At 62.5% G+C, this 23,341-nt stretch carries 19 protein-coding genes and 1 pseudogene; 11 read left to right on the top strand and 9 right to left on the bottom strand.

Annotated elements, in window-relative coordinates; genetic code table 11:
* Window positions 1-235: 235 nt before the first annotated feature.
* The 8 genes from AC6H4Z_RS15260 to AC6H4Z_RS15225 all read left to right on the top strand — a co-directional run bounded on the left by AC6H4Z_RS15260 (window position 236) and on the right by AC6H4Z_RS15225 (window position 7,551).
* Window positions 236-595 (top strand): Minf_1886 family protein, encoded by a 360-nt coding sequence (locus AC6H4Z_RS15260; protein WP_497542816.1) that lies wholly within the window; start codon window positions 236-238, stop codon window positions 593-595.
* 293 nt (window positions 596-888) lie between these two features.
* Complete coding sequence (locus AC6H4Z_RS15255) at window positions 889-2,466, top strand: NAD(P)H-hydrate dehydratase (protein ID WP_497542815.1); 1,578 nt, start codon at window positions 889-891, stop codon at window positions 2,464-2,466.
* A complete protein-coding gene (gene thiL, locus AC6H4Z_RS15250) occupies window positions 2,463-3,395 on the top strand; it encodes a thiamine-phosphate kinase (RefSeq protein WP_497542814.1) in 933 nt (310 codons plus the stop codon). Before AC6H4Z_RS15255 ends, thiL begins: the two co-directional genes overlap by 4 nt.
* Complete coding sequence (locus AC6H4Z_RS15245) at window positions 3,395-4,156, top strand: lysophospholipid acyltransferase family protein (protein ID WP_497542813.1); 762 nt, start codon at window positions 3,395-3,397, stop codon at window positions 4,154-4,156. Before thiL ends, AC6H4Z_RS15245 begins: the two co-directional genes overlap by 1 nt.
* Window positions 4,157-4,237: 81 nt before the next feature.
* Window positions 4,238-5,518 (top strand): phosphopyruvate hydratase, encoded by a 1,281-nt coding sequence (gene eno / locus AC6H4Z_RS15240; protein ID WP_497542812.1) that lies wholly within the window; start codon window positions 4,238-4,240, stop codon window positions 5,516-5,518.
* Window positions 5,508-5,825 (top strand): FtsB family cell division protein, encoded by a 318-nt coding sequence (locus AC6H4Z_RS15235; protein ID WP_497542811.1) that lies wholly within the window; start codon window positions 5,508-5,510, stop codon window positions 5,823-5,825. The genes eno and AC6H4Z_RS15235 overlap by 11 nt, the downstream gene beginning before the upstream one ends.
* A gap of 138 nt (window positions 5,826-5,963) precedes the next feature.
* A complete protein-coding gene (locus AC6H4Z_RS15230) occupies window positions 5,964-6,911 on the top strand; it encodes an exosortase/archaeosortase family protein (RefSeq protein WP_497542810.1) in 948 nt (315 codons plus the stop codon).
* Complete coding sequence (locus tag AC6H4Z_RS15225) at window positions 6,904-7,551, top strand: exosortase C-terminal domain/associated protein EpsI (RefSeq protein ID WP_497542809.1); 648 nt, start codon at window positions 6,904-6,906, stop codon at window positions 7,549-7,551. Before AC6H4Z_RS15230 ends, AC6H4Z_RS15225 begins: the two co-directional genes overlap by 8 nt.
* Here AC6H4Z_RS15225 and AC6H4Z_RS15220 read toward each other — a convergent pair.
* The 8 genes and pseudogenes from AC6H4Z_RS15220 to AC6H4Z_RS15185 all read right to left on the bottom strand — a co-directional run.
* Window positions 7,523-8,791, bottom strand: a complete 1,269-nt coding sequence (locus tag AC6H4Z_RS15220; RefSeq protein ID WP_497542808.1) for an acyltransferase family protein — start codon at window positions 8,789-8,791, stop codon at window positions 7,523-7,525. The two genes, AC6H4Z_RS15225 and AC6H4Z_RS15220, sit on opposite strands and share 29 nt — an antisense overlap.
* On the bottom strand, window positions 8,791-10,632 hold the full coding sequence (locus AC6H4Z_RS15215) for an alpha/beta fold hydrolase (protein WP_497542807.1): 1,842 nt from the start codon (window positions 10,630-10,632) through the stop codon (window positions 8,791-8,793). The genes AC6H4Z_RS15220 and AC6H4Z_RS15215 overlap by 1 nt, the downstream gene beginning before the upstream one ends.
* Entirely contained in the window at window positions 10,629-13,181 is a 2,553-nt protein-coding gene (locus AC6H4Z_RS15210; RefSeq protein ID WP_497542806.1) for a glycoside hydrolase family 2 protein, read from the bottom strand. The genes AC6H4Z_RS15215 and AC6H4Z_RS15210 overlap by 4 nt, the downstream gene beginning before the upstream one ends.
* A gap of 61 nt (window positions 13,182-13,242) precedes the next feature.
* The gene (locus tag AC6H4Z_RS15205) at window positions 13,243-14,226 is read right to left on the bottom strand and encodes a DUF1839 family protein (RefSeq protein ID WP_497542805.1); all 984 of its coding nucleotides are present in this window, start codon (window positions 14,224-14,226) and stop codon (window positions 13,243-13,245) included.
* A gap of 4 nt (window positions 14,227-14,230) precedes the next feature.
* Window positions 14,231-15,193 (bottom strand): amino acid--[acyl-carrier-protein] ligase, encoded by a 963-nt coding sequence (locus tag AC6H4Z_RS15200; RefSeq protein WP_497542804.1) that lies wholly within the window; start codon window positions 15,191-15,193, stop codon window positions 14,231-14,233.
* A gap of 72 nt (window positions 15,194-15,265) precedes the next feature.
* Window positions 15,266-16,492: an acyl-CoA dehydrogenase family protein gene (locus tag AC6H4Z_RS15195; RefSeq protein WP_497542803.1), complete on the bottom strand. Its 1,227-nt coding sequence runs from the start codon at window positions 16,490-16,492 to the stop codon at window positions 15,266-15,268.
* 18 nt (window positions 16,493-16,510) lie between these two features.
* Window positions 16,511-16,906, bottom strand: a complete 396-nt coding sequence (locus tag AC6H4Z_RS15190; protein ID WP_497547053.1) for an acyl carrier protein — start codon at window positions 16,904-16,906, stop codon at window positions 16,511-16,513.
* An 18-nt stretch (window positions 16,907-16,924) separates the two neighbouring features.
* Window positions 16,925-17,263: pseudogene (locus tag AC6H4Z_RS15185) on the bottom strand (4'-phosphopantetheinyl transferase superfamily protein); the annotation flags it as partial.
* 791 nt (window positions 17,264-18,054) lie between these two features.
* Here AC6H4Z_RS15185 and AC6H4Z_RS15180 point away from each other — a divergent pair.
* The gene (locus AC6H4Z_RS15180) at window positions 18,055-19,206 is read left to right on the top strand and encodes a GNAT family N-acetyltransferase (protein ID WP_497542802.1); all 1,152 of its coding nucleotides are present in this window, start codon (window positions 18,055-18,057) and stop codon (window positions 19,204-19,206) included.
* Here the strand turns inward: AC6H4Z_RS15180 and AC6H4Z_RS15175 are convergent.
* Window positions 19,186-20,025 (bottom strand): class I SAM-dependent methyltransferase, encoded by an 840-nt coding sequence (locus AC6H4Z_RS15175; RefSeq protein WP_497542801.1) that lies wholly within the window; start codon window positions 20,023-20,025, stop codon window positions 19,186-19,188. The two genes, AC6H4Z_RS15180 and AC6H4Z_RS15175, sit on opposite strands and share 21 nt — an antisense overlap.
* A 545-nt stretch (window positions 20,026-20,570) precedes the next feature.
* On the opposite strand from AC6H4Z_RS15175, the gene AC6H4Z_RS15170 reads away from it, so the two are divergent.
* Together AC6H4Z_RS15170 and AC6H4Z_RS15165 are read left to right on the top strand one after the other, a co-directional pair.
* Window positions 20,571-22,139 carry an oligosaccharide flippase family protein gene (locus AC6H4Z_RS15170; RefSeq protein WP_497542800.1) on the top strand — a complete coding sequence of 523 codons (1,569 nt, stop codon included), beginning with the start codon at window positions 20,571-20,573 and terminating at the stop codon, window positions 22,137-22,139.
* Window positions 22,139-23,323 (top strand): SGNH/GDSL hydrolase family protein, encoded by a 1,185-nt coding sequence (locus AC6H4Z_RS15165; RefSeq protein WP_497542799.1) that lies wholly within the window; start codon window positions 22,139-22,141, stop codon window positions 23,321-23,323. The genes AC6H4Z_RS15170 and AC6H4Z_RS15165 overlap by 1 nt, the downstream gene beginning before the upstream one ends.
* Window positions 23,324-23,341 lie beyond the last annotated feature (18 nt).

Below are 23,341 nucleotides of genomic sequence, written 5' to 3'. Positions count from 1 at the left end.
TATGAAAAGCGCCGCAACAGACCGAGCGGCGCGCGCTGGTAAGGTTGAGCCTCGTCCGATAATCTAGCAGACACCACGGCACGGCGCCTGCCCCTCGGGTCCTTTGGGGGAGTTGTGGCGCGGGCGCCACATCATCATTTTCTTGACGTCGGCGGGTTGGGAGTGGGTTTCCGCCGTGTTTACACCCCAGTATTCGAGGCGGCGCGTGGCGGAGTTGGCATTTCGCGATGGGATCATGGACCGAATTCGGCTCCGAGAGCCGCGGTTCGACGAGCGCGCGTATCTCTTCGTGCTCTCGGCCCTCGAATACTGCCAACAGCGCCTCGAAGAGCGTCGTCACATCACGGGCAAGGAGCTCGCGCTGGCCTGCCGAGATCTCGCGCTCGATCGGTTTGGCGTCATGGCCGGCTTGGTGCTCGAGCACTGGGGCCTTCGATGCAGCGCCGACATCGGTGATGTCGTGTTTACACTGGTCGAATTGGAGTTGTTGATGAGCCAACCCACCGACACTCGCGAAGAATTCGCCGACGTATTCGACTTCGATCAGGCGTTTCAGCGCGAGTACCCGTGGTCGGGGGCTCTTACAGTTTCCTAAAAAATTCGATCGCAAAGTGTAGTCGCAGCGACGGTCTCGCTGCGGCGGTCGACGTGGTGACGGGAGGTGGGGTACATGGACAAAGCGATCGAGTGGCCCGAGTGCCGAAAGTGTCATACAGGGGCTCTACTGCCGCTGAGCGACTACGGTCGCGACGGAGCGCCAATTACGTACAAGGCGTGGGCGTGTAGCAACCCGGAATGCGGTTTCAATATCCGAATCGACAACGGCGAATTGAGTTACGGTCGCACCGTCGGCACATCGCAGAAATAGTCGATCCACCACCGCGCCATATGCGTCCCCTCATTCGCGTCGTCACCAGCTCGGAGTCGGCGGCGCGTGACGCATCGGCCATCGCTGCGGGCGTACCTTCGCGAGCACTGATGCAGCGCGCCGGTGCTGCCGCTGCCGCGGAGATCGCACTCCGGTTTCGTGAAAAGCTCGGTGAGGGCGTTCTCGTGTTGGCCGGTCCGGGAAACAATGGCGGCGACGCGTGGGTCGTCGCGCGCGCGCTGGCGGTCCTCGGCGCTCGCGTGCGAGTCATCGAGCCCGTCGCGGCGAAAACGCCTGACGCCATTGCCGAACGATCGCTCGCGTTAAGCGTCATCGACGCGGCAAGTGTCGTCACAGGGCCGGTCCCAAGCGACCTCGATCGTGGCGAGGGAATCGTCATCGACGGCTTACTCGGCACCGGCGGAAGCGGGAACCCCCGCGGGACGATCGCGGATGCAATCGATCGCGCCAATGCGATGCAGCGTCGTGGAGCGACGATGGTGGCGCTCGACGTCGCGAGTGGCCTCGATGCCACGACCGGCATTGCGGCGACGTGCGCGATCGCCGCTGACCTCACGCTCACCTTCGCGACGGTGAAACGCGGGCATACGATGGATCGCCAAGCGAGCGGGCACGTCGTCGTGCTCGACATCGGACTCGATGGCCACGCATCGCTCGAGGACGGCGCCCCTCTGCTCGTCGATGAAAGCTGGGTGGCGTCGCAACTTCCGTCGATTCCGGCGAGTGCTCATAAGGGAACTCGAAAGAAACTTGCCATCGTTGGCGGCGCGAAAGGAATGGCTGGCGCGACCGTGCTTGCGGCGCGTGCGGCACTGCGCAGTGGCATTGGCATGGTCAAGATCGTGGCGTCGGACGACAGCTTTCCGGTCATCCAAGAGAGTGAGCCTGCGGCACTGGCAGCACCCTGGCCGCGCGACGACGAGACCTTTAGACGCGAAGTCACGTCGTGGGCCGATTGTGTCGTCATCGGCCCAGGACTCGGTCGCTCTGACGCGAGTCGCGAGTTGCTAGAACGCTCACTCCGTGGCTGGAACGGCCCGACCGTAATCGATGCCGACGGACTCACGCTGTTCGAGGGTCGAGTCGCCGAATTCGCGACGTTGCTCGGCAACCGCGCCGCCCTCATCACGCCGCACCCGGCGGAGTTCGGTCGACTCTCGGGTCAGACCGTCGACGAAGTACTCGCGTCGCGGTTCGATGCCGGACAGCAACTCGCGCGACAGCTGGGCGCGGCGGTGCTGCTCAAGGGAACTCCAACCGTCATTTCGAGTGTCGACGGACGCCGGCTAGTCAGCGCGGCAGGAACGGCGGCACTCGCGACGGCAGGTAGCGGCGATGTGCTGAGTGGCATCGCCGGCACTCTGCTCGCCCAGCTCGATGATGCGTTCGTTGCCGGCGCGATCGCCGCGTGGATTCATGGCCGCGCCGCGGAACGAATTCCAACCTCGGGCGGCGGCGTTCGCGGGATTTCACTCGACGACGTCGTGTCGGAGCTGCGCGATAGCTGGAGCTTCGATCGCCGAGTTGGGCGATATCCGGTGCTCGGCGAACTCGCGGATCTCGCGTCGCCCTCATGACAGGCAACTCGTCGCTCGGTCCGGGCGTTGAATTCGACGCCATTCGGCGAATGCTCGCCACCTGGGGGCCGCGCGCTGTTGGTATTGGCGACGATGCAGCGGTGGTGCAGATCCCGCGCGGCGACGCGGTGATCGCCAGCGTAGACGCCGCGATAGAGAATCGTCATTTCAAAGCTGACTGGCTTTCGCCGCGTGAGATTGGGTATCGCGCTGTCGCTGCCGCACTCAGCGACCTTGCCGCGATGGCCGCGCGCCCGCTCGGCATCCTCGTGGCGATGGCGGTTCCGACTCACTGGCGCGAACACCTCGACGAGATGGCGACGGGTATTGGCGACGTTGTTGAATTGGCGGGCACGCACATCCTCGGCGGCAATCTCACCGATGGCAGCGAGCTATCGATCACGACGACCGCGTTCGGTACTGCACTCGCGCCGCTGATGCGCGGCGGCGCCAAGCCCGGTGACTCTGTATACGTGACAGGCCGGCTCGGCGGACCGGCGAGCGCCGTTCGCTGTTTGTTGGCTGCGGAGACACCGGGCGCGTTTCGCGAAAGGTTCGCGCATCCGGTGCCGCGGCTGCTCGAGGCGCGATGGCTCGCCGATCATGGCGCGTCTTCCGCGATCGATATCTCGGACGGGCTCCTGGCCGACGCTCGCCACGTGGCCCATGCGAGTGGAGTGACCATCGAGATCTTCGGTAGCGATATTCCATGCGTGAACGGCGTTGCCGCGGACGTCGCAGCCACGAGCGGGGAAGAGTACGAGCTGCTAGTTACGTCGTCGACGCCTTTCGATGTCGCAACGTTCGAGGCGCGCTTTCAGTTGCCGCTCACACGGATCGGACGTGTGCTCAGTGGAACGCCGGGCACGGTCGACGTTCGCGGAATTGCCGTGGCCAACGCCCGCGGCCACGATCATTTTTCTCGGTAATGCGTACTCTCTTTGTTGCCGTGGTCGCGTCGATAATGACGCTGCTGCTCGGGCCGGTCGTGGTCGTTGCTCGCCTTATCCGTATCCCGCAGGCGGCGAATTCGATCTACGCTCGCTGTATTCGCCTCTGGGCCCGCGCGATCAACCGCGCCGCAGGCGTGCGCGTGCGCGTCCATGGTCGAGAGCATTTGGTACAGCCTCACGGGGCGGTTTTCATTGCCAATCACGTGAGTTGGTTCGACATCTTTGCGCTCGCCGTCGAGGTCCCGTGGTGCAGTTTCGTGGCGAAGTCCGAGCTCCGCAAAATCCCGCTGTTCGGTTTTGCCGCGGAGTGTGCTGGGATCATTTTCATCGAGCGCGAGAATCGCAAGCAAGCCTTCGAGTCGTACCGCGTTGCGGCGGCCGAGGTGCAGCGGGGGCGCTGTGTGATCGTGTGCCCCGAGGGCACCCGGGGCGACGACTACCACCTCCGTCCGTTTAAGAAGGGACCGTTCGTCCTTGCGATTGCGGCCCAGGCGCCCGTGGTCCCGACGGTTATCCACGGCTCGCGCGAAGTCATGCCCAAGGGTTCGTTCTGGATTCGTTCTGGACCGATCGATTTGCACTTCCTCGACCCCGTTCCGACAGTCGGCTTTGCGTATGACCACCGCCGCGAGCTCATGTCGGGCGTCTGGCAGCACATGGCCGACGAGATGCGGTCGATTTACGCCATCGGAACCGCCGAACACCCCATTGCGTCGGAGCGAGCGGTCGGGGAGTAGCGAAAGAATTTTCCGTCTCATATCGAGCCGGAAATCGCTATTATCTACGCACCACTTTGCACCACTTTCACTACGGGATCGATGGTTACCATTTCCGAGATCAAGGCCCGCGAGATTCTCGATAGTCGCGGCAATCCAACCGTCGAAGCCGACGTCATCCTGTCCAACGGCATGATGGGTCGCGCGGCGGTTCCGAGCGGCGCGAGCACGGGCGAGCATGAAGCCGTCGAGCTGCGCGACGGCGACGCCCAGCGCTTTCTCGGCAAGGGCGTGCAGAACGCCGTCCAGAACATCGAGGAAACGATCGCCCCGGCACTGCGCGGCTGCGACATCACCGACCAACTCGGAATCGATAGTGCGATGATCGAGCTGGATGGAACGCCGAACAAGTCGAGCCTCGGCGCCAATGCGATCCTCGCGGTCTCGCTGGCGGCGGCACGCGGCGGAGCACAGTCTGTTGGCTTGCCGCTGTATCGCTATCTCGGTGGACCGCTCGCCCGCGTCATGCCGGTGCCGATGATGAACATTCTCAACGGCGGCGCGCACGCAACGAACACCGTCGACTTTCAGGAATTCATGATCGTGCCGATCGGCGCTGAGACGTTCGCCGAGGCGCTGCGCATGGGCACGGAAGTCTTCCACGCGCTCAAGAAGGTGCTCGTCAAGCGGAAGCTCGCCACCGGCGTCGGCGACGAAGGTGGTTTCGCGCCGGATCTGCGCGACGATGAGGAAGCAATCAAAGTCATCCTCGAGGCGATCGACGCGGCTGGCTATGCCGCCGGCAAGGAGATCGCGCTCGCGCTCGACTGCGCAGCAAGCGAGTTGCTCGTCGACGGCACCTACACGTTCAAGAAGAGCGGTGCAGGGAAGCGAGACGCACAGGGCATGGTCGACCTGTACGAGCAGTGGATCAACGAATATCCGATCGTCTCGATCGAAGACGGATTGGCCGAAGATGACTGGGCTGGGTGGGCCAAGCTCACCAGCGCACTCGGCGATCGCTGCCAGCTGGTCGGCGACGACCTGTTCGTCACCAACACCGAGCGCCTTGCTCGCGGCATCGAGGCAGGTGTTGGAAATGCGATTTTGATCAAGGTCAACCAGATCGGCACGTTGAGCGAGACGCTCGAGGCGATCGAGATGGGTCGTGCTGCGGGCTACCTCTCGGTGATCTCGCATCGATCGGGCGAAACCGAAGACACGTTCATCGCAGATCTGGCTGTCGCAACTGGTGCGGGACAGATCAAAACCGGTTCCGCCAGTCGCACGGATCGCGTGGCCAAGTACAACCAGCTCCTTCGTATCGAAGAGCAACTCGGTGGTGCCGCGGAGTTCCCCGGCGGCGCCTTGTATGGCATCTAGTGGCGCGGCGCTGATCAAGCGGATCATTCTGGCCGCAGTCGCGGTCTGCGCCATTGCCTTTGCAGTTCAGGGAGGAGAGTTCGGAACGACCGATCTCGTTCGTCAGAAGCGTGACGCGGCGAAGATCGGTCGCTCCATCGACTCCCTGCAGCGGGTTGTCGACTCGCTGAAGCGGTACGAGACCGCGGTCCTACAGGACCCGGCCACCCAGGAGCGGCTCGCGCGGGAAGTCTTCGGGATGGTCCGTGGCGATAAAGAGCTGCTCTACCGCTTCGCCGACAGCGTGGGAACCGCCAGCAGACCCTAGCGGCGCTAGCTGCACTGTTCTGGTCGCCAGACTGGTCGAATCGATACCGTCTGCCCAACCTTTGCACCGGTACGGACGATACTTTTACTCGGTCGCCCACCGACCGCGGTTTTGGCCCGTATCGAGATCCGACACCTGATGGAATCCCAAGTAAACGCCGCTGGGGCACCAGCCACCGGCATCGGTAGTCGGATCGCTCAGTTGTCCGGGCGGTTTCGATTCGAGTCCCTATGGACCGCCGAACGAATTCCAGATGCGATCACCTGGCTGTTCTTCGTCGCGCTGTTTTGGCGTCAGGCGTTCGATCTCGCGCACGACTGGTGGACGGTTCCCGAAGCCGGCCACGGACTGCTTCTCGCGCCCGTAGCCGTTTGGCTGGCCTGGAAGGAAGGCATTCGTCCTGGCGCTCGACCGAGCCACGCCCTCGGGCTCACCATGATCGTCATCGCGGTCGCGATTCGATGCGCCGCCGGCCTCGCCGCCGAAGTGTTCTCCATGCGTTGCTCCATGATCATGGCACTCGGCGGACTGACGGTCTTTCACTTCGGCTTCCGCCAGCTCATTCGCTGGTGGCTGCCGTTCACGCTCGCCTGCCTGTGCGTTCCATTGCCGGAACTCGTAACGCAGGCGCTCGCGCTGCCGCTGCAGTTCAGAGCGTCGAAGATGGGCGCTGCGCTATTGCAGATGCGTCAGGTTCCGGTATTGCTCACAGGAAATGTCATTCGGTTGCCCGGCCACGAATTGTTCGTGACGGAGGCATGCAGCGGACTTCGGTCGCTCACCGCGCTGCTCAGCGTCGGTGTGTTGATGAGCGCACTCGTGTTACAGACGCTCGTTGGACGTGTAGCACTCGTTGCCCTCGCGATTCCGATTGCAATCGTCGTCAACGGTTTCCGCGTGTTCATGACGGGCTTTCTCGTGTTCTTCGTGAGCCCGGATCTCGGAAAGGGCTTCATGCACCTCACCGAAGGCTGGCTGCTGTTCCTCGTTTCGCTGACGTCGCTCGGCGTTCTCGCATGGATTGGGGCAGCGGGCGAACGTCGGATATCGGCGTGGCGGAACCGTGGAGTACCAGTCGATGCGTAACTATCGTCTCTACTTGCCGGCGTTGGTCTTTCTGCTCGGCACGGGGTTCGTTTGGAACGCGCGTTCGCAGGATGCGGTTCCGCTCAAGGCGCCGCTGACTGGAATACTTCCGCGCGTCGACGGTTATCGGGTCGAGGACCAACGTCTCTCGGACGAGGAGCGTCAGGTCGCCGGAATGAGCGACTACGTGGCGCGCGTGTTCTGGCGAGATTCGGTTGCTGCCTTCACGACCTTCGTTTCGTACTACGAGCGACAGACGCAGGGGCAAACCATTCACTCGCCGCGAAACTGTCTCCCGGGCGCCGGATGGGAAGTACTCACGGCGGGCACAGCGCCCGTTTCAGTCGACGGTGCCACGCACATCGTGAATCGGTATGTCCTCAAGAATCAGGGCGCCACGGCAGTGGTGTACTACTGGTACCAGGGGCGCGGTCGCGTCGTGGCGAGCGAATACCTAGTGAAAGCGAACCTGCTCCGCGACGCGGCATTCGCCGGACACACCGAGGAGTCGCTCGTCAGAGTCGTCGTTCCGATTCCCGCGAGCACCACTGACGTTGCCAAGGCCGAAGCCGATGCGAACGTGCTAGGGTCCGACATCTCAGCGCGCCTGATCAAGGAAGTGGCGCGGGCTCTCCCATAGCGGGCATCGCATCGCCCCGAGCGCGTCGTCCCGGTCGAGTAGGGAAGAAGCGCTTGAGCGATAGGAACGGTTGCTCGATCGTTCGCCACGAGATCATGGCGAGTCCCAACGAGATGCCAAACACGGCCATCGTGTACCCGACGTGGCCCACGAAACGCTGCGTGTCGCTCCCACTGGTGATCCATGTGCGCTCGTGCTGGATGAGCAGTTCGTGGACCGGTGTTTGGAAGATGTAGATCGCGTAGCTGTACTTCCCGATCATCCGTAGAAACGGGCCAGACAGCATGCGCGCGATCATCGACGGGTTTTGCGCTTGGCCCATCGACGCTCGGCCACCGTTCACGCAATACAGCACCATCATTGCGGACAGAAAGCCGACGAGCGGCTGCCCCGCGATTTCCGCCATCCTTCCCTCGGGCGGCAGTCCTCGGTTCCACACGGTGGCCGCGACGAGCGTCGCGGCGGCAACGCCGAACACGGTGGCGAAATGCTGCTTCGCGAACGCTCTCGCGCGCTGGTGATTCATCACGATCGCAACGAGCGCACCGAACGCGATCGCATCCCACCGCGCGAAGGTGAAGGTGTACGCCGCGTTGTTGGCAATGGCCGTCGTGAACAGAGCATGAACGGCCAATCGTACGATCAGCGCGGAAACCACCATTCCGCTAAAGATGACCGAGAGCGCCGACTCGTCGAACCACGCTACGAGCAATGGCCATACGAGGTAAATCTGCTCCTCCACCGCCAGCGACCAGAGGTGAGGGAGATTCGCTGGAAGATTCCCGAACGGCGAGATCCAGTTCGACGCGTAGGCGAAGTACCAGAGACTGCTTCGCGTGCCAGCCGTGTGGAGTGGAGCGAGCAGGTGAATGAACGGCGCCGCGAAAAAAACGATCCCGAGCAGCGAGTAGTAGAGCGGAAAAATCCGGAGGACGCGTCGCGCGTAGAACGTGCGCAGCCATCCTTCGCTCCCCTGGCTGTTGAGCAGGATTCTCGTGATGAGGAATCCTGATAGCGTGAAGAAGAGCTGAACGCCGGCCCATCCCGCATTCGAAACGATCGCCCACGCCTTCAGCGGAATGCTGCTCAGAGCTCCATCCACCGAGCCCGCGTTGTGCGCGATTACGAGCATGATCGCGATCGCCCGCAGCCCATCGAGCGGCGCAATGCGTTCGCTTTCGGTTACCGCCGTGGAGCGAGTTCCCGACGAAATACTATGCGTGGATACAGAAGCCGACATTACGGATGATTTTCAAGCAAGTGCTCTGTCAGTTCGATTTCTGCGCGCGCCCGTGCTTCCGGCGCCGTGAACGTATGGTCCGCGTCTTTGAGAACGTGCAGCTCGAACGCGGGCGATCGCCGCAATTGACTGAGCTCGCGGGAATAGTTCAGGGTCAGAAAATCGTACCCCGGTTCCCCACCACTGAAGAATAAGAGCACCCGCGCGCCGCGGTCCACGATTCGTCCAAGATCCCGGGCGGCATTTTCCGATGCACCTGCCGCGCCGAAAAAGCGCCGGAAGAACGACTCTCGCTTGGCACGCGCTACCTCTGCGGCCCGCGTTACTCCTACGCGGGCCAGATTCAGGACGTCGACCTTGGCCTGAAAGAGTCGCACCCACGACTGCCAGCGCAGGGCTGCCTGCTTGTAGTGACGCGACTCCACGTAGTTCATCCACGCACCCGGATCCAGCGGATCGGAGGGCTTCCAGTAGAAAACGATGGGATTCATCAGTACCAGCCCATCGATTCCCTCGAGCGACAGCGCCGCATGAAAGCTGGCGTGCGCCCCCGAACACAATCCGGCCAGGATTACCTGTTCCGCGCCATTCTCGCGCAGCGCCGACAGTCCGCTCGAGATATTCGCGACCGCATGCGACGGATACGAGTGATTCTCCTCCGCACCCGGCGGCGTGAGACTCTCCCCGATCCCCGCGATATCCATGCGCAGCGCCATGTAGCCCAGCGACGCCCAGCGGCGTGCGAGCGACACATAGAGGCGATTCGGACCCACGTGTGAGACCGCGCCGGCATTGACGAAAAGAATTCCGGTCCGTCGCGCCGGAGAACGCAACGGCCGCGTCAACACGCCAAATAGTTGGTCGCCGTCGCCGAAGCGAATCGGACGCTCGGCAATCGGCACCGGACTCGCGTCGCCCCGCTCGCGCTGCGGCGGTGCCAGCTCGAGGCTCCGTTCGTACTCCGATTCCACCGGAGTCATGGCGTTCGAGTTGGTTTGCAGCGGAAAGGTGTGCGCGATCCATTCGGCCGACGCATCGATCACGGCCGTGGGCACGAGAGCCTTATGCGCATCTTCCATCATCGCTGCGTACCCAGGAGCGACTACGCGCTGGATACACGCCCCGAGACCAGTCAATCGCTCGATGAACTGCGCGTCGTTCGTCGATTCCTCGCGAGGCAGCACAAGCACGGGGATCCTGAGGTCCCCGCCTGCCGCGATCGGGTCAAAGCCCTTGAGCGCCGCGACTGTCTCCTGGTCGAACCCAAGTCCTCCGATCTGCTCCGCTCCCTCTGGCAGCGCCGACACGGCATTTGGTGGAAGCAGACGAGTAAAGGCGCGCCCTTCTCGCAAGAAGGCGTTTCCGCTCGGTGTGGTCGCCCAGAGCACGAGTCCCGAGACGTCGCCGCGCTCCAGAGCGGTCGCGATCGAGAGAGTGCCACCCAAGTGCACTCCGCCGAGTACGACGGATTGGACGCCCGTCTTCGCGCGGACCGCGTCAATGGCGTCACCAATCCCGTCTATCCACGCGCGCAACCGCGCCGGATCGTCTTCGCGTCCACCCGAATCACCCGTACCGTGATGATCAAATCGGATGACGCCAATACCCTTGGCAGCCAGGTGTTCCGCCCAGTGACGGAACGACCGCGGCGATCCCGTGGTCTCGGTGCCGAGTGACCCGACGAGGACGACAGCGCAATCGCGCATCGCTGGGCCGGTTGGTGCGTGAAAGTATCCGAGCACCCTCCGGTCGCTTGGCCCGAAATACAATGGCTGGCCAAACGTCGCTGCGCGTCCGAGTCTCGCCGACTTTCCGCTGTCGCGCTGAGTGGAGGCAATCATACCGCTCCCTCCACGGCCGACGTTCCCTGCGACAGCGCAATTCGAATTCCCTCATAGGCATTGAGCGGCTGCGCGAATCCGTCGAACCGGCGACCCGCGAATCGCGCGCGCGCCAGGATTCGGCGCTCACTCCCCGGTGCCATGTGGAAGTAGTTGTCGTCGGGAGTGAAGTCGCCCGCGTCGAGCGCAACTGATTGAGCGAACCGCTCGGCTCGCAGTGCAATCGACACGGTATCGTCGTCGACGCGCGTGGCCTCACCGGAGATGAGCGGTGCGTCGGTTCGCTCGCTGGGCATCCCAAGCGGAAAGTGAAATGCCTCGCCGATCGTTCCACCGGCTTCATCGATCAGCGTCGCGACGACTACGTCGTGACCCGGAGGGCCAAACCGATAGGCATACGCGGGATCGCGAAAATGGCCGAGGAGAGCGTCTGCCACGACGAACGTTGCCGATCGCGCAGCGACACTGATCGGTGCGATTGCCTCAGCGACAACGGTGGCGCTCCCTCGTAGCAGCGACACTCGCAGCCGCGCCTCGAGCGCGACCTGGCCGTCGTTGGCCACGTGAATGTGGAGGCCGTTGACGCCCTCGTCCGTGATCGCGGTCGAGACGGCCTGCATTGCGCGCTTGAGCGCGTAGTACGCGGCCTTGGGTTGGCCGGTCGCGTCGACTACGCCCCAGCCAGCCCCGGCCCAGAGGTCCTGGTAAAACCACACCAAGGCGCCACGACACGTCGAGTCGCTTCGGCGCCACTCGCCGATGGTCCGGCCCATCACCTCTCCCGTCACAACGCGCGACAGCGCGAGATAGCGATCCATCTCTGCATAGCGTAGCGGCATCGGATCGACGGCGAAGAGCTCGTGCAGATAGTGGTCCCGCACATCTTCGAAGTCCCATCCGGTTCCGTGGTCGCGCGGAACGCGAACCTTCCACTTCGGATGATGAAAGGGCGCCTCACCATTCGGCAGCAATGCATCGACGATCGCCGGCGACGGAACGTTCGAGAAACCAAGGCATTCCGATGTGAAGCGAACGCGGCTCCGTCGTGCGTCTTCCAGCGGGCGAAGATAGGCACCGACGCCGTAGTAGTGTCCCACGCCCGTATCGACATGAAAGGGAAGTGGTCCGCCGGCCGGACTCGACGGCCAGTAGGGCACGCCGGGTATGTGAGTCTCGGTCATCTGCGGCAACAGGTCCCGAAAGAGCGCGTTGCTCCAGTTCTCGCGGTCGAGACCTAGCATCGCTGCCTGCTGCTCGACTTCACTGTTTCCGCACAGTACAGCGATGCATGGATGGCGACGCAGGCGACCAAGTTGGTGCTCGATTTCCGCGCTCACGTTTTCGGCGAACGATGCATCGCCGACAGGATAGTCCATGTTCGCGAACATGAAGTCCTGCCACACCAGAATCCCGAGCTCATCGCACAGATCGTAGAACGACTGATCTTCGTAGACCATCGTTCCGCCAATGCGAAGCATGTTCATCCCGGCGTCACGCGCGAGCGTCAGTAACTGGCGATATCCATTCGACGTTGCGCCGAGCGAGACGATGTCTGGCGTCGTCCAGCAGGCGCCGCGGCAGAAGATCGCCGTCCCGTTTGCCAACAACGAGAATCCCTCGTTCGTCTCGTCGAGATCGATCCGCCGAAATGCAACGCGACCAAAGTCGAGCTCGATCGGTTGATTGGCGGTCTCTAACGTAACACGCGCTGAATAGCGCGGCTGCTCGCCGTGCGTGTGCGGCCACCACAGTTCAGCGTGAGGAAGCTGAGCGCGTCCCGAGACGTCGATCGTTCCGGAATCGCTCTGCGAGACCGACAACGCCGTGCGCTGACCTTCGACGTCGACGAATGCGCCGCGAATCGTGTGATTGCCGAGGGCGCGCAACGAGAGCGCTATGTCGATCTGAGCGCTGCCTTCCGTCACACGCGTTGCCACGTCACCGCCAATGATGTCGACGACTGATCGTCGCTCGATGGCTACGCCACGCCACGGGCCTACGGCGCGCACAGGAGGCGACCAGCCCGGCATCCGTCCGAGTAGCGTCGTTCGGTGCCAGCGGAGTTGTTGGTGCTCGACCAGCTTGGTCTTCCAACGCGGTCGCGGCCGACGTGCATCGAGCGCCTTTCGTAGCGATCGGAACCGAATCACGAGCGTGTTGACGCTCGTGAGTACCGACGACACGTCGACTTCGTGCCCCACGTACATGTTGCTCGACGACAAGATGAGGCGGTCGTTCAACCAGACGTCGGCGATGCTGGCGAGTCCGTCGAAGCAGAGCACGGCGACACTGTCTCTTGACGAAGCAGACGCGTCGTCATCGAAATGACATCGATACCACCAGTCGCGCGCGTCGTAGTCGGGGACGTGCTCGAGATCGAATGCCGTTCCTGCGTGACACCGCTCCGAGGTCCCCACGGTTCCCGGAACGACAGCAGATCGCCAGCACGTATCGATCGTATCGAGGCCGCTCGGCGCCTCGACGGCGCCAGGATTCACGCCGCAATACTCCCACCCATCGGTGAGTGCGTGACGATCGTGAGTGCTCACAGCGTGCAGGCGCGGTCGGCCTGGAACGCGCGGAGAAAGAGTCGCCGACGCCGTCCCTGGCCTAGTCACCGTAGTAGTCGACGAGGCGGGACATTCCTTCGTCCCACGCCTCTTCCATTGCTGCGATGAGCGGGCCGACATCGACCTGGCGTTTGAGATTCGCCATTCGCGCAAGTTTGAACTGCGTGGTCTTCGCCGATGTCGAGATACGGTCGAACGCCGCGGCAGCCGGCTCCAGGCCGGTCTGTCCGTGCTCTTCCAGCCAGCGGAGATAGCTCGCGGTCAACGCATAGCAGGCGCCGGCTTGGCGAACAGTCGCGAACGCATAGAGGTGAAAAACCTCCAATGGTTCCGTGGCAAGCCACTCGAGATCGCGGGCGAAGCGCTCGCGATGAGCCGCGATTGGATTCCGTCGCGGGCGACGCGCGAGATGGCGACGCAGCAGTTGCAGCGACTCGGCAACCAATTCGGCGGGTGGACGGCGCACGACACGATCGAGCTTCGCGATCTCGGCGTACGGCGGCAGAACGCCGGGCGCCGGCGCATGCTCGTCGAGACGAAATGCTCCGGCAAAATCTTCGCCGGACAGTGTGTAATAACCGCGGTTGTGAAAATACCGCATCGTTCGTGCTTCGATGTCGATATAGTCGATCGCGATCGAGCTCTTGCCGTGATCGATCTTGTACGTGATCCCCGCCGTATCCGGCAGGTAGTACGAATCGATTTCCGGCATGAAGAAGCGGCCGAGCGAAACCTGCTCTGCGGCCGCCTCCACCAGCGGGCGCCACACGTTGAGCTCCTGCACCTCGACACCATACAGCTGCCACAGCTCGTCGAGGGAGAATTTAAAGAACGTGTATTGATCGCCCTCGAAATCCAGCCCGAGCGTGAAGGGAAGCGCGGCCGTTGGATCGAGACCCTGCGCATGCAGGACCTCGATCCACAGATCTACATAGCAGTTCGTCTCTGGCCACGTCCGCTCGTCATCGTGCAGCGCATGCGACCTGTACGCCTCCTGCTCGGTCCGGCCGAGAACAGACGCCATCGCGTCAGAACCCGAGCGTCCTGCGCACGCCCGCTGGCCACTGGCTGATGTCGAACCCATGCCAACGGAACAGGGCGAGCGTAATGCGTTCGAGCCCGAAGCCAACACACGCCGTGTGGGCCTGCGAGCCATCCTGAAGCCGAATGTCGAAGGCGTGCCCGAAGTGATCCTCGTGGTAGTTGCACGACACGCACGCCGTTGGCTTTTCGTGCGAACAGATCGGCACGAGCAGTTCGAACTTCAACGCCTGGTCGCGCTGGCTCACCGCGAGCAGCTTTCCGGCGCGCCCGAAGAACGGGTCGTTCGCGACATCGGCATGCACGGGGAGTTCGACGTCCTTCAGCATCTGTTGGCCGCGCTCCAGCCATAGGTCGCGATGCGCGCGGACCGAGGCAGGATCGCCAATTCTCACATACTCGCGCTGCCGGAACATCTGCATGCGTGCTGGATCGTTCGACGGCTCATGGCGGAAGCAGACCGTCAACACGTCGACGAGCTTTCCCTCCGCTGGAAGCGTCTGTGACGCCATGGTCGGGTAAACCGGGTAGCACGCGGCGGGCGTCAGCACGACGTCGGTCGGCGAGAACGTCGTCGCCCAGTTCTCGCCGCGATCGAGCAATTTCAAGAGGGCCGCGTGTCCATGCTCGTCACCCGCAAAGCTGTTGACCGTGCCGGCGAGATGCGGAAAGGACTTGAGATATCCGCTCTGCTCGAAGTGCGCGCGCGGAAGCAGCGTGGGGAAGCGCATCACCGTCGCGCCGTCATTGCCACCCACTCGTGTGACGTACGCGTCGAAACGCTGAAGCACGTCTTCGAACACACCGCCGCGTCCGACAACACCAGGCACGCCCGACGGGATGAGCAGGCCTTCGGCGACGAGGGCCTGCATGTACGCCGCGTATGGATCGGCAGCCTGCTCGAGCGCCGCGTTCGACACACGTTCGGGCGCGTTCTTAGAAAGTGACATCCGTGCTTCCGGGAGGACTGGGGAGGCGATGCGATGAACAGAGCGAACAGAGGGCAGAACCGAACCGCGAGGCTAGAGCTCCTCGCGGTGAACCAGGAGCATCGAGGCGCTCGCGCCGAGAATTCGATCGTTGTTGATCATGATGCCGGCACCGTACGCGTCGCGCAGATGCCGCTCGACGCTGTACTTGGAATCGGCTTTGTACCCCGAGATTCCGCAGACGGTCAATGCCTGAGCAACTACGTCGACGATGAGCTTTGAGGACTGCACCTTCAGATTGTTCATTCGCAGCGCAAACCCGATCGACGTCAGCGCGTCGGCGTCGTCGTACTTCGATTCGTACGTGGCGACGGCGTCCTGAACGCCCGAGCGCATCGACTGCAATAGCGCGACGACCTCAGCCAGACGCGTCGCGCCCGCGGGGAGCGAGCCAGGCTTCTTTCGAGCCGCGTCGCGAATGAAGAGACGGGCGCGATTCACCGCGTCTGTCGCGATGCCGAGCCACAGCGAGCTCCACAGGATATGCGATACGGGGAGCATCGTTCGGCTCGAGATGTCGTCGTACGCGTCGGGCAGGATCTGATCGACGGTGCCCGACGTCTCGAGGATGTACCCGCAGCTGCAGGTGCCTCGGAATCCGAGCGCATCCCAGCCTGCGGTGCGTTCGAGCGTCGTCCCAGCTCGGCGCGCGAGAACCATCACCTGATCGCTCGGCGGCGAATCCGGCTGTCGGCGTGCGGTAACGAGAATGTCGTCGGCGTATTCGCCGTACGAGATGACGGGCGCCTGTTTGCGAAGGCGGAAGTTGCCGTCAGTGCGCTCGACCGAGCAGACGCTGGAACGGACGTCGCCGCCGACCGCCACCTCGGATGTCGCAGAGGCCAGAATGAGCTGGCGCTCCACGAGTTCCTCGATGTATCGGTCCATGAAGGCCGACGTTCCGCGATGCCGTACCATGCACGCGACCTGGATCTGGTGCATCGCGAAGATCATGGCCGTGCTCGCACAGGACTCGCCGAGTATTTCGCACATCTCGGCAACCTGAGAGATCGTACAACCGAGGCCACCGTTTGCGGTCGGAACCAGGGCGGTGAGAAGGCGCGCGTCGCGGAGCGCGTTGATTCCCTCGGTCGGGAATGCGGCCTCGCGGTCGATCTTGCCGGCGGCCGGGCCAACCACCTCGGTGGCGATCGCCGACACGATGGCGACTGGATCGGTGCTTGCGCTGCGTGCGCGAAGCTCGCTGCTATGACCGCTGGGCGCAGATGCGCGGGCCGTCGCGGAACCTTCTTGTGCCATGGCTAATTCGTCTCCGGATCAGGCGGCGCTAATCGGGCCGCCTTTCAACTCGGCGACGGCGCTTGCGATGCCTGCAATGGTCTCGAACGTCCGGCGCCGTAGCAGGCGCTCGGGGAACTCGATCCCGAACTGATCTTCGAGGGCGAGCATGAGGTTGACGCTAGCGTGTGAAGTCAGGCCGGCTTGGTACAGGCTTGCTTCGCTCGACAGGCTCGCGACATCGACGCTCAGGCGTCCATGGTCACGAACGATGGCTCTGATCAACTCCTCCACTGCTGCATCTCCTCTTGACTGGTCTGTCTGTTCGTTTTGGCTCAGGACGGACGTGCTTTCATCCCCGGCGCACCCCTTCGACGCTTGAATCGCCCGATGGGCAACCACAGTTGCGACCACGTAGTCGCGCTCATGGCTCATACTGAGCGATATGCCGTGAACGCACTGTCGCTCGGCGAGCTCTTGGGCGGTTCCGTGGAGAATGACGTCGCACCACCCTTCGGGAGCGCGGCATATCTCGATGGAGCGCCAGGAAATCGCATCACTTGGCGTCGGGCGAAGGACCTTGAGAGCGGCTTCTTTCGCCGCAAATCTCGCCGCAAATCGCTCGGCAACCGTTGGCGGGTTTTCTGCGCCGGTCGCGTAGCTGATCTCGCCGGGCGTGAAAAGCCGGTCGATGTACCGCCGGCCAAAGCGCGCGATCGCTTCGGCCACGTCACCGACGTGGACGAGATCGACTCCGACGATGAGGGCCTGGTGCTGCGGGGAGGGGATCATGCAGAACAAGAGTGGAGCGTCGCTGATTAAGCTTTCGCACCCGCCATTGGTCGGAACGTCCGAACAATGCAATGGCGCATCTCTTGGAACAGAGAAACGTACGAGGTATCACAAGCATCGGCAAGATCATAGCAGATCAGCACTTCCGTGGTTCGCGCGGAGGCCTTTCACCTGCAGCTGGCCCGTTCTTAGCGGTCAGAACTGCAACGCTCCAGTGAACAGATGGCGCTGAAATCGAACGCGATCTGTCAACTTTCTTCGCCGTTTTGTTGCGGCGCCGCGACGCATTTTTTGCTCATATCCGGGCCCATGCAAACTCCGCTGCGGAGAACATCCAACCGCTTTCGTGACAACGGGGTACAGGATCGGCATCACTCTCAAAATGTGATTGACATTCTTGCCGAGGCGGGCGAAGCTTTCCTGCGGCAGACTAGGCAAGATTCGCAAAATCGACGCGGCGCACCGGAGCTATCCCACCCCGAGGTGCGCGACCATTCCCAGAATCCTCGCACCGGCCTCGGCCGGACGACGATGCGGGCGGAACCGGTATCACCATCCGCCCCGCTGGAGTTTGACCAACTCGCGCGGCCACGAGCGCGGTCGGTTAGACGAAGCGATGAATCCTACGGTGTTTCAGACTCTCTGATGGGTTTCACCATATGGGGCGAGCGAGTTCAATTGTGCCGCAACAACCGTCGCGCGAGCGGAGCGAATCGCCGTCTCGCGCGCAGCGCGACGCAGCCCCATCGTACGGCCGCGTCGAGCCGCTGCCTTTGTCTCACTCAACTCGGATGACGAAGTTCGAAGTCCTGCCGTACAGTTCCGATCTGTGGTCGAGGATCGCGCCGCATTGGACTGCGCTCCTCGACGTGAGGAGCGACGCATCCGCGTTCGTGAGCGCACCTTGGATCAAGGCGTGGCTCGAGGTCTTCGGCGCGCGGTTGCGGCCCGAGGCCCTCGTTTGGCGCGACGAACGAGGAGACTGCGTCGGTGCCTGTCTGCTGACGATTCGCATCGAGCGTCGCGGGCCGTTCAGCGTTCGGCGGGCCTATCTGAACGCGACTGGCGAGAATCAGCTCGCTTCAGAGCACAACATGCTCCTGTGCATACCTGACGTCGAGGCTAAGCTCTCGGCCGACCTCGTAGCGCACATGCGGCGGCGGCGCGTCGATTCCCTGGTTTTGTCGGGCTTCCGAGTGGCCGCGGCCGACGCAATCCGCGCCGCGTGGCCGGAGCGCGGGGTCAGCGAGGGCTTTTCGAGCGATGATCTCTTCGTCACGCTCGACGAGCTTCGGAGTGCGAAGTCAGAGTATTTGAGCGTCCTCTCACGCAACACCCGTGAGAAGATTCGGCGGAGCATTCGACTCTACGAAGAGACGTCGGGCCGGCTCGAGGTCACTACGGCGCCAACGCCTTCCGAGGCCCTTCAGGCGTTCGCCGATCTGAGAACTCTGCATGACGCACGCTGGAAAGCGCGTGGCCTTCCCGGCGCATTTGCTACCCCTGAAGTAACGCGATTCCACGAACTGCTCATCGGAGAATACGCATTGAGACCGGAAGGAACCGGCGATTTTGCGGTCGAAATCGTGCGAGTTCTCTCGGGCGACGTGCTCGTCGGTGCGCTCTACAACCTCGTGTACCGCGGACGGATCAGCTTCTACCAGTCCGGCTTCCAGTATTCAGAAGACAATCGGCTCAAGCCCGGTCTCGTTGCTCACGCACTCGCCATCCAAGGCTATTTGGACGGCGACGCAACGGAGTACGATTTTCTCGCTGGGGAGTCCGAGGCGGCGCGATACAAGGAGTCTCTCGGAACGGGACGCCGACACCTGGTGTGGCTCGAGTCGTCCATGCCGAATCCGAAGATGTGGATCATCAATCGGCTCCGCGCCTGGAACGCCACGCGACGTCCGGCTCCGGACTCAGCGCCCCCAGGCGACTGAGTCGTCGATTCGTTCGGCGACGTACATCAACGACGAACTGTCTTCGTCGGCGTCGCCCGCGGCGAGTCGCTTTCCAGACTCATTGAACACCGCCAGCAGCCGGAAGCCGATCTCTTCGAGCTGACGAGTCTGGGTGTTCCGGTCGATGTAGTAGTGCAAGAGCGCGTACTCATGACCCACGTCATTGAGCAGCGCGAAGTTCGACTCGATCCGTCGGAGGTGGCCGACGCGCGCGTGATTGACCACCGACCGTGCGTACGAAATCGTGTTTCGGGCGAGCGTCACTGGGTTGCGTGAAAAGCGCAGCCGCGGGCCCCGAGTCGCGAGGCGGTATCGCCGATTGTGGGCGTTGAACAGGAAAATCCCACCAATGCGAAGGACGCGGTGTACCTCCGCGAATGTCTGCAGCCGACCCTCGTGCGGCACGGCGGATATGACGTTGTTGGCGCCGAACACGAAATCAAAACTGTGCGGGCCAAACCGCCGGAGGTCGCGCATGTCGCCGAGATGGATCGAGATCTCTGGCATCGTCTCGCGCATGTAGTCGACCATGGCCGGCGAGTAGTCGATGCCCTCGTACCGGCGGGCCAGCGGAGCGATGAAGCGCGTCGTCCGTCCGGTCCCGACGCCGAGATCGAGTACGTCGCGATTGGCGAAGGCCGGTTGATAGGCGAGGAGGGCCATTGCCTCCGTTCGCCCGAGCTCAGGCCAGAGGTAATCGCGAACGATCTCTCTGGAGTGGTAGATACGGCGGTTGACCGAGTCCTGGGGCGTTGAGGTCTGCTCAACGCCGATGGGTCCTTCTGGTGCGGCCCTCATGTCCTTCTCCTTACGTTCCAGTGTTGCTCACGTCAGCAATTGGCGCTCTCCGTCGGGTCCACAGTCCTCGAACGCCCCCCCGGGCGTTGGATCACTGCGGTTGCTGCAGGGTCGGTGATCCGGCGACGTCACCGAATACCACCGTACGTTCAAATTCGACTCTCCTAATGCCGCTTTCGCACATTCGGAGATCGTGGTGCGCGGCTTGGGCGGATGACATTCTCGCCTGGGAGCGTTCGCCCAGGGACAGTTCGCCACCGGTGCCAACCAACCATCCGGCGCGCTGAAATACTCCGCAAGAGGCCGGCAACTAAGAATACGAAAATGTTATGAAGCCGGGGACAATCGTGAACACCAAAGCGCGTGCAGGCGGACTCACGCTTCGGTCTCCGCGGGCAGCGAACGTGGGGTGCTAAGATCAGGTGCCGATTAGAGATCCGGTCGGCCACGACTGTCGCGATACCGTGACCACAAACCAGCGTCGACCGTCGTTACCTTGCCTTAAGTTGCTTTAAGGTTCCGTTCGAATCGGGCGATGCTGGGAAGTGGCCCCGGCGTGTGAAACGGACCCAACTAGGCGGGCTGAGGAGACCTCGTACGGCGTGCTGAAAAGCGTTAGTTCCAATTGGATCTTGACGGCGATTCAAATCGCGTCGGCCTTCGTTCTGTTGCCGTTCACGATCGGAAAGCTTGGGCATGATCAGTACGGCACCTGGTTGCTCATCACGTCGCTCACGAGCTATCTGGGACTGCTCGCCTTGGGAGTACCCATGGCGACCGTTCGCTTCGTCGCCAAGTACACGGCGGGAGGCGACGATGAGGCCCTGAATCGAACAATCGGTAGCTGCCTCGGGCTTTACCTGCTCATCGGAGTAGGTGCCCTCATAGTCGGCACCGTGCTCTTTATCGTGTTCAGCACGGCGTACGACATTCCGCCAGAATTCCGATCGCGAGCCCAGGCGGCGTTCGCACTCTCGGTCCTCGCCTATTCGGGCGGATTCCTGGGACAGCTGCCCTACGGGATCATGTCCGCCCACGACGACTTCGTGGTGAAGAACCGGATTCAGATCGCCAGCCTATTGCTGCGTGCTGGCCTCACGGTGCTTTTCCTCACCATCGACGCGTCGATTGTCTGGTTAGCGGCCGTTCTTGGAATGGCGTTGGTCTTCGAACTGTCTGTCGCCATGACCGTGGTTCGCCGGCGATATCCGACGATCCGCATCAGGCTCACCGACTTCGATCGCGGAATGGTTCGCCAGATCTTTTCGTTCAGCGTGTTCGTGTTGGTGCTCAACGTGGCCGGCCAGCTCGCATTTCAGACCGATTCGCTCGTCATCGCTGCATTCCGCCCCGTTGGGGACATTCCGTATTTCTCGGTGGCTGGAAGCCTGGCCACCTACATGATGGAGTTCGTGATCGCGATCGGCGCAGTCGTGATGCCGATGGCCACGAAGCTCGAGGCGCAGGGCAAGATGGATGAGCTTCGAGTCGTCTTCCTGAAGTGGTCGAAGATCACGTTTTCGTTGACGCTCATGGTGGGACTCTTCCTCGTATTCCTGGGGCCGCGCTTCATCGCGTGGTGGGTCGGCCCTTCGTTCGAGACGCCCTCGGGTGACGTGCTTCGAATCCTGATGGTCGCGAACCTCATCTTTCTTCCGATGCGTGGCGTCGCTCTTCCGCTGCTCATGGGCCTGGGGCGTCCCAAGGCACCGACAATCGGGTTTCTCGCGCTGTCCCTTGGCAACCTCGGATTGAGCATCGTCCTTGCCAAGCCGCTGGGGCTAAACGGTGTCGCCTACGGCACGGCGATTCCCAATGTGCTGTACGCCGGATTTTTGCTCTACATCACCTGCCGGTCGCTCGAGATTCGCGTTTCGGAATACCTGGGATACGTGGCGTCGCGTGCTCTCGTCGGCGCCGTACTGGCCGCCGGTGCGCTGTGGTTGATGCGCTACTGGGCCGACGTCCATGGATTCATTCAGCTCTTTGTTGCCGGAGTCGTTTTCGTTGCTGGTTTTGCCACTCTATGGGTGCTCTTCGTGTATCGAAATGATCGCTATGTACCGATCGCCGATGCGCTGAAGCGCATGCCCATTCTCAACGCGCGCGCCTAATGCAGCAATTCGTCAGATTGGTCTTCGGCCTGGCGGTCGTCGTCGCGATTGGACTCGCGCTGGAGCTCATGTCTCGCTATTTGCTCCGGCGTAGCAAACACTATGTCCGTCGGCCAATGGCGGCCGGCTACCTCCATCCCGATCCCACGCTCTTTCCGACGATCGAAAAAAGGATCGACCTTGCGATCAATTCGGATGGCGAACGCGGCGGTCCGGTTCCGAAAGTCGGTCGTCTCTTCCGAGTCGTGATCGCTGGTGGAAGCTCCGTCGAGTGCTACTTCTCCGACCAAACAACGAACTGGGGCGCCGTTCTAGAGCAGCGCCTCAACGCTCCTGACCGCTTGGCCCGGCTCGGTGCTGATCGTGTTCACGTCGGAAACATTGGAAAGTCCGGCGTCGATATCGGAAGCCTTCGGATGATCTTTGAAAAAGTGCTTCCGAACTACAAGCGCCTGGATGCCATCGTGCTGATGGTGGGCGCGAGCGACGTCGTTCGTTGGATGGAGGCCGGTGGGCCTCCGGACCGTCCGGTCGTGATGATGACCGCCGCCAACTGCTTTGATCAGAATCCCGAGCGGAAATTCCAGTGGCGGCCGAAGCAGTCCGGCCTCGCCGAAGTGGTGCGCCGGCTCGATCCGCGCCTGCGGTTCCGCCCGCGCTTCATTCCGGGGCGCGGCTCGTGGATTCATCGCGCGCGCGAAATGCGCCTCAACGCCCAGAAATGGCGCCATAGCCCAGGCGACACGCGAATCGTGCTCGAGGTGTTCGATCGATACCTCCGGGACGTCGTGGCGATGTGTCAGGCAAAGGCACCGATTGTCGTCCTTGCGCGGCAGCCCTGGTTTCAGAAGGAGGCGTTTACGCCGGAAGAGCAGGCGCTGTTCTGGCACGGTGGAGTTGGCCAAGCGTTCCGTGAGCCCGTCAGCGAGTTCTATTCCGACGAAGCGCTGTTCCAACTCATGGGCGAGGTAGACGCCCGCTCGGCCCAGGTGGCCGATGAGATGGGCGCCCTGCACGTTGATTTGCGTTCAGGAATGGAGATGAGCGCCCGAAACTTCTACGACCACTTTCACTTCACGGTGGATGGGTGCGCAGCCGTGGGTGAAATGGTCGCTCGGACAATCGCGCGCGAAGAATCGGCGGTTCCAGTCTTGGCGTCACCGACTCTGGAGCGCCGAGCCTAGTTTCAGGATGAGCGCAAC

The organism is Leucogemmata humicola, assembly GCF_055379415.1.
The sequence above is the reverse complement of the archived record's forward strand: the minus strand, read 5'-3'. Positions and strand labels throughout refer to the sequence as shown.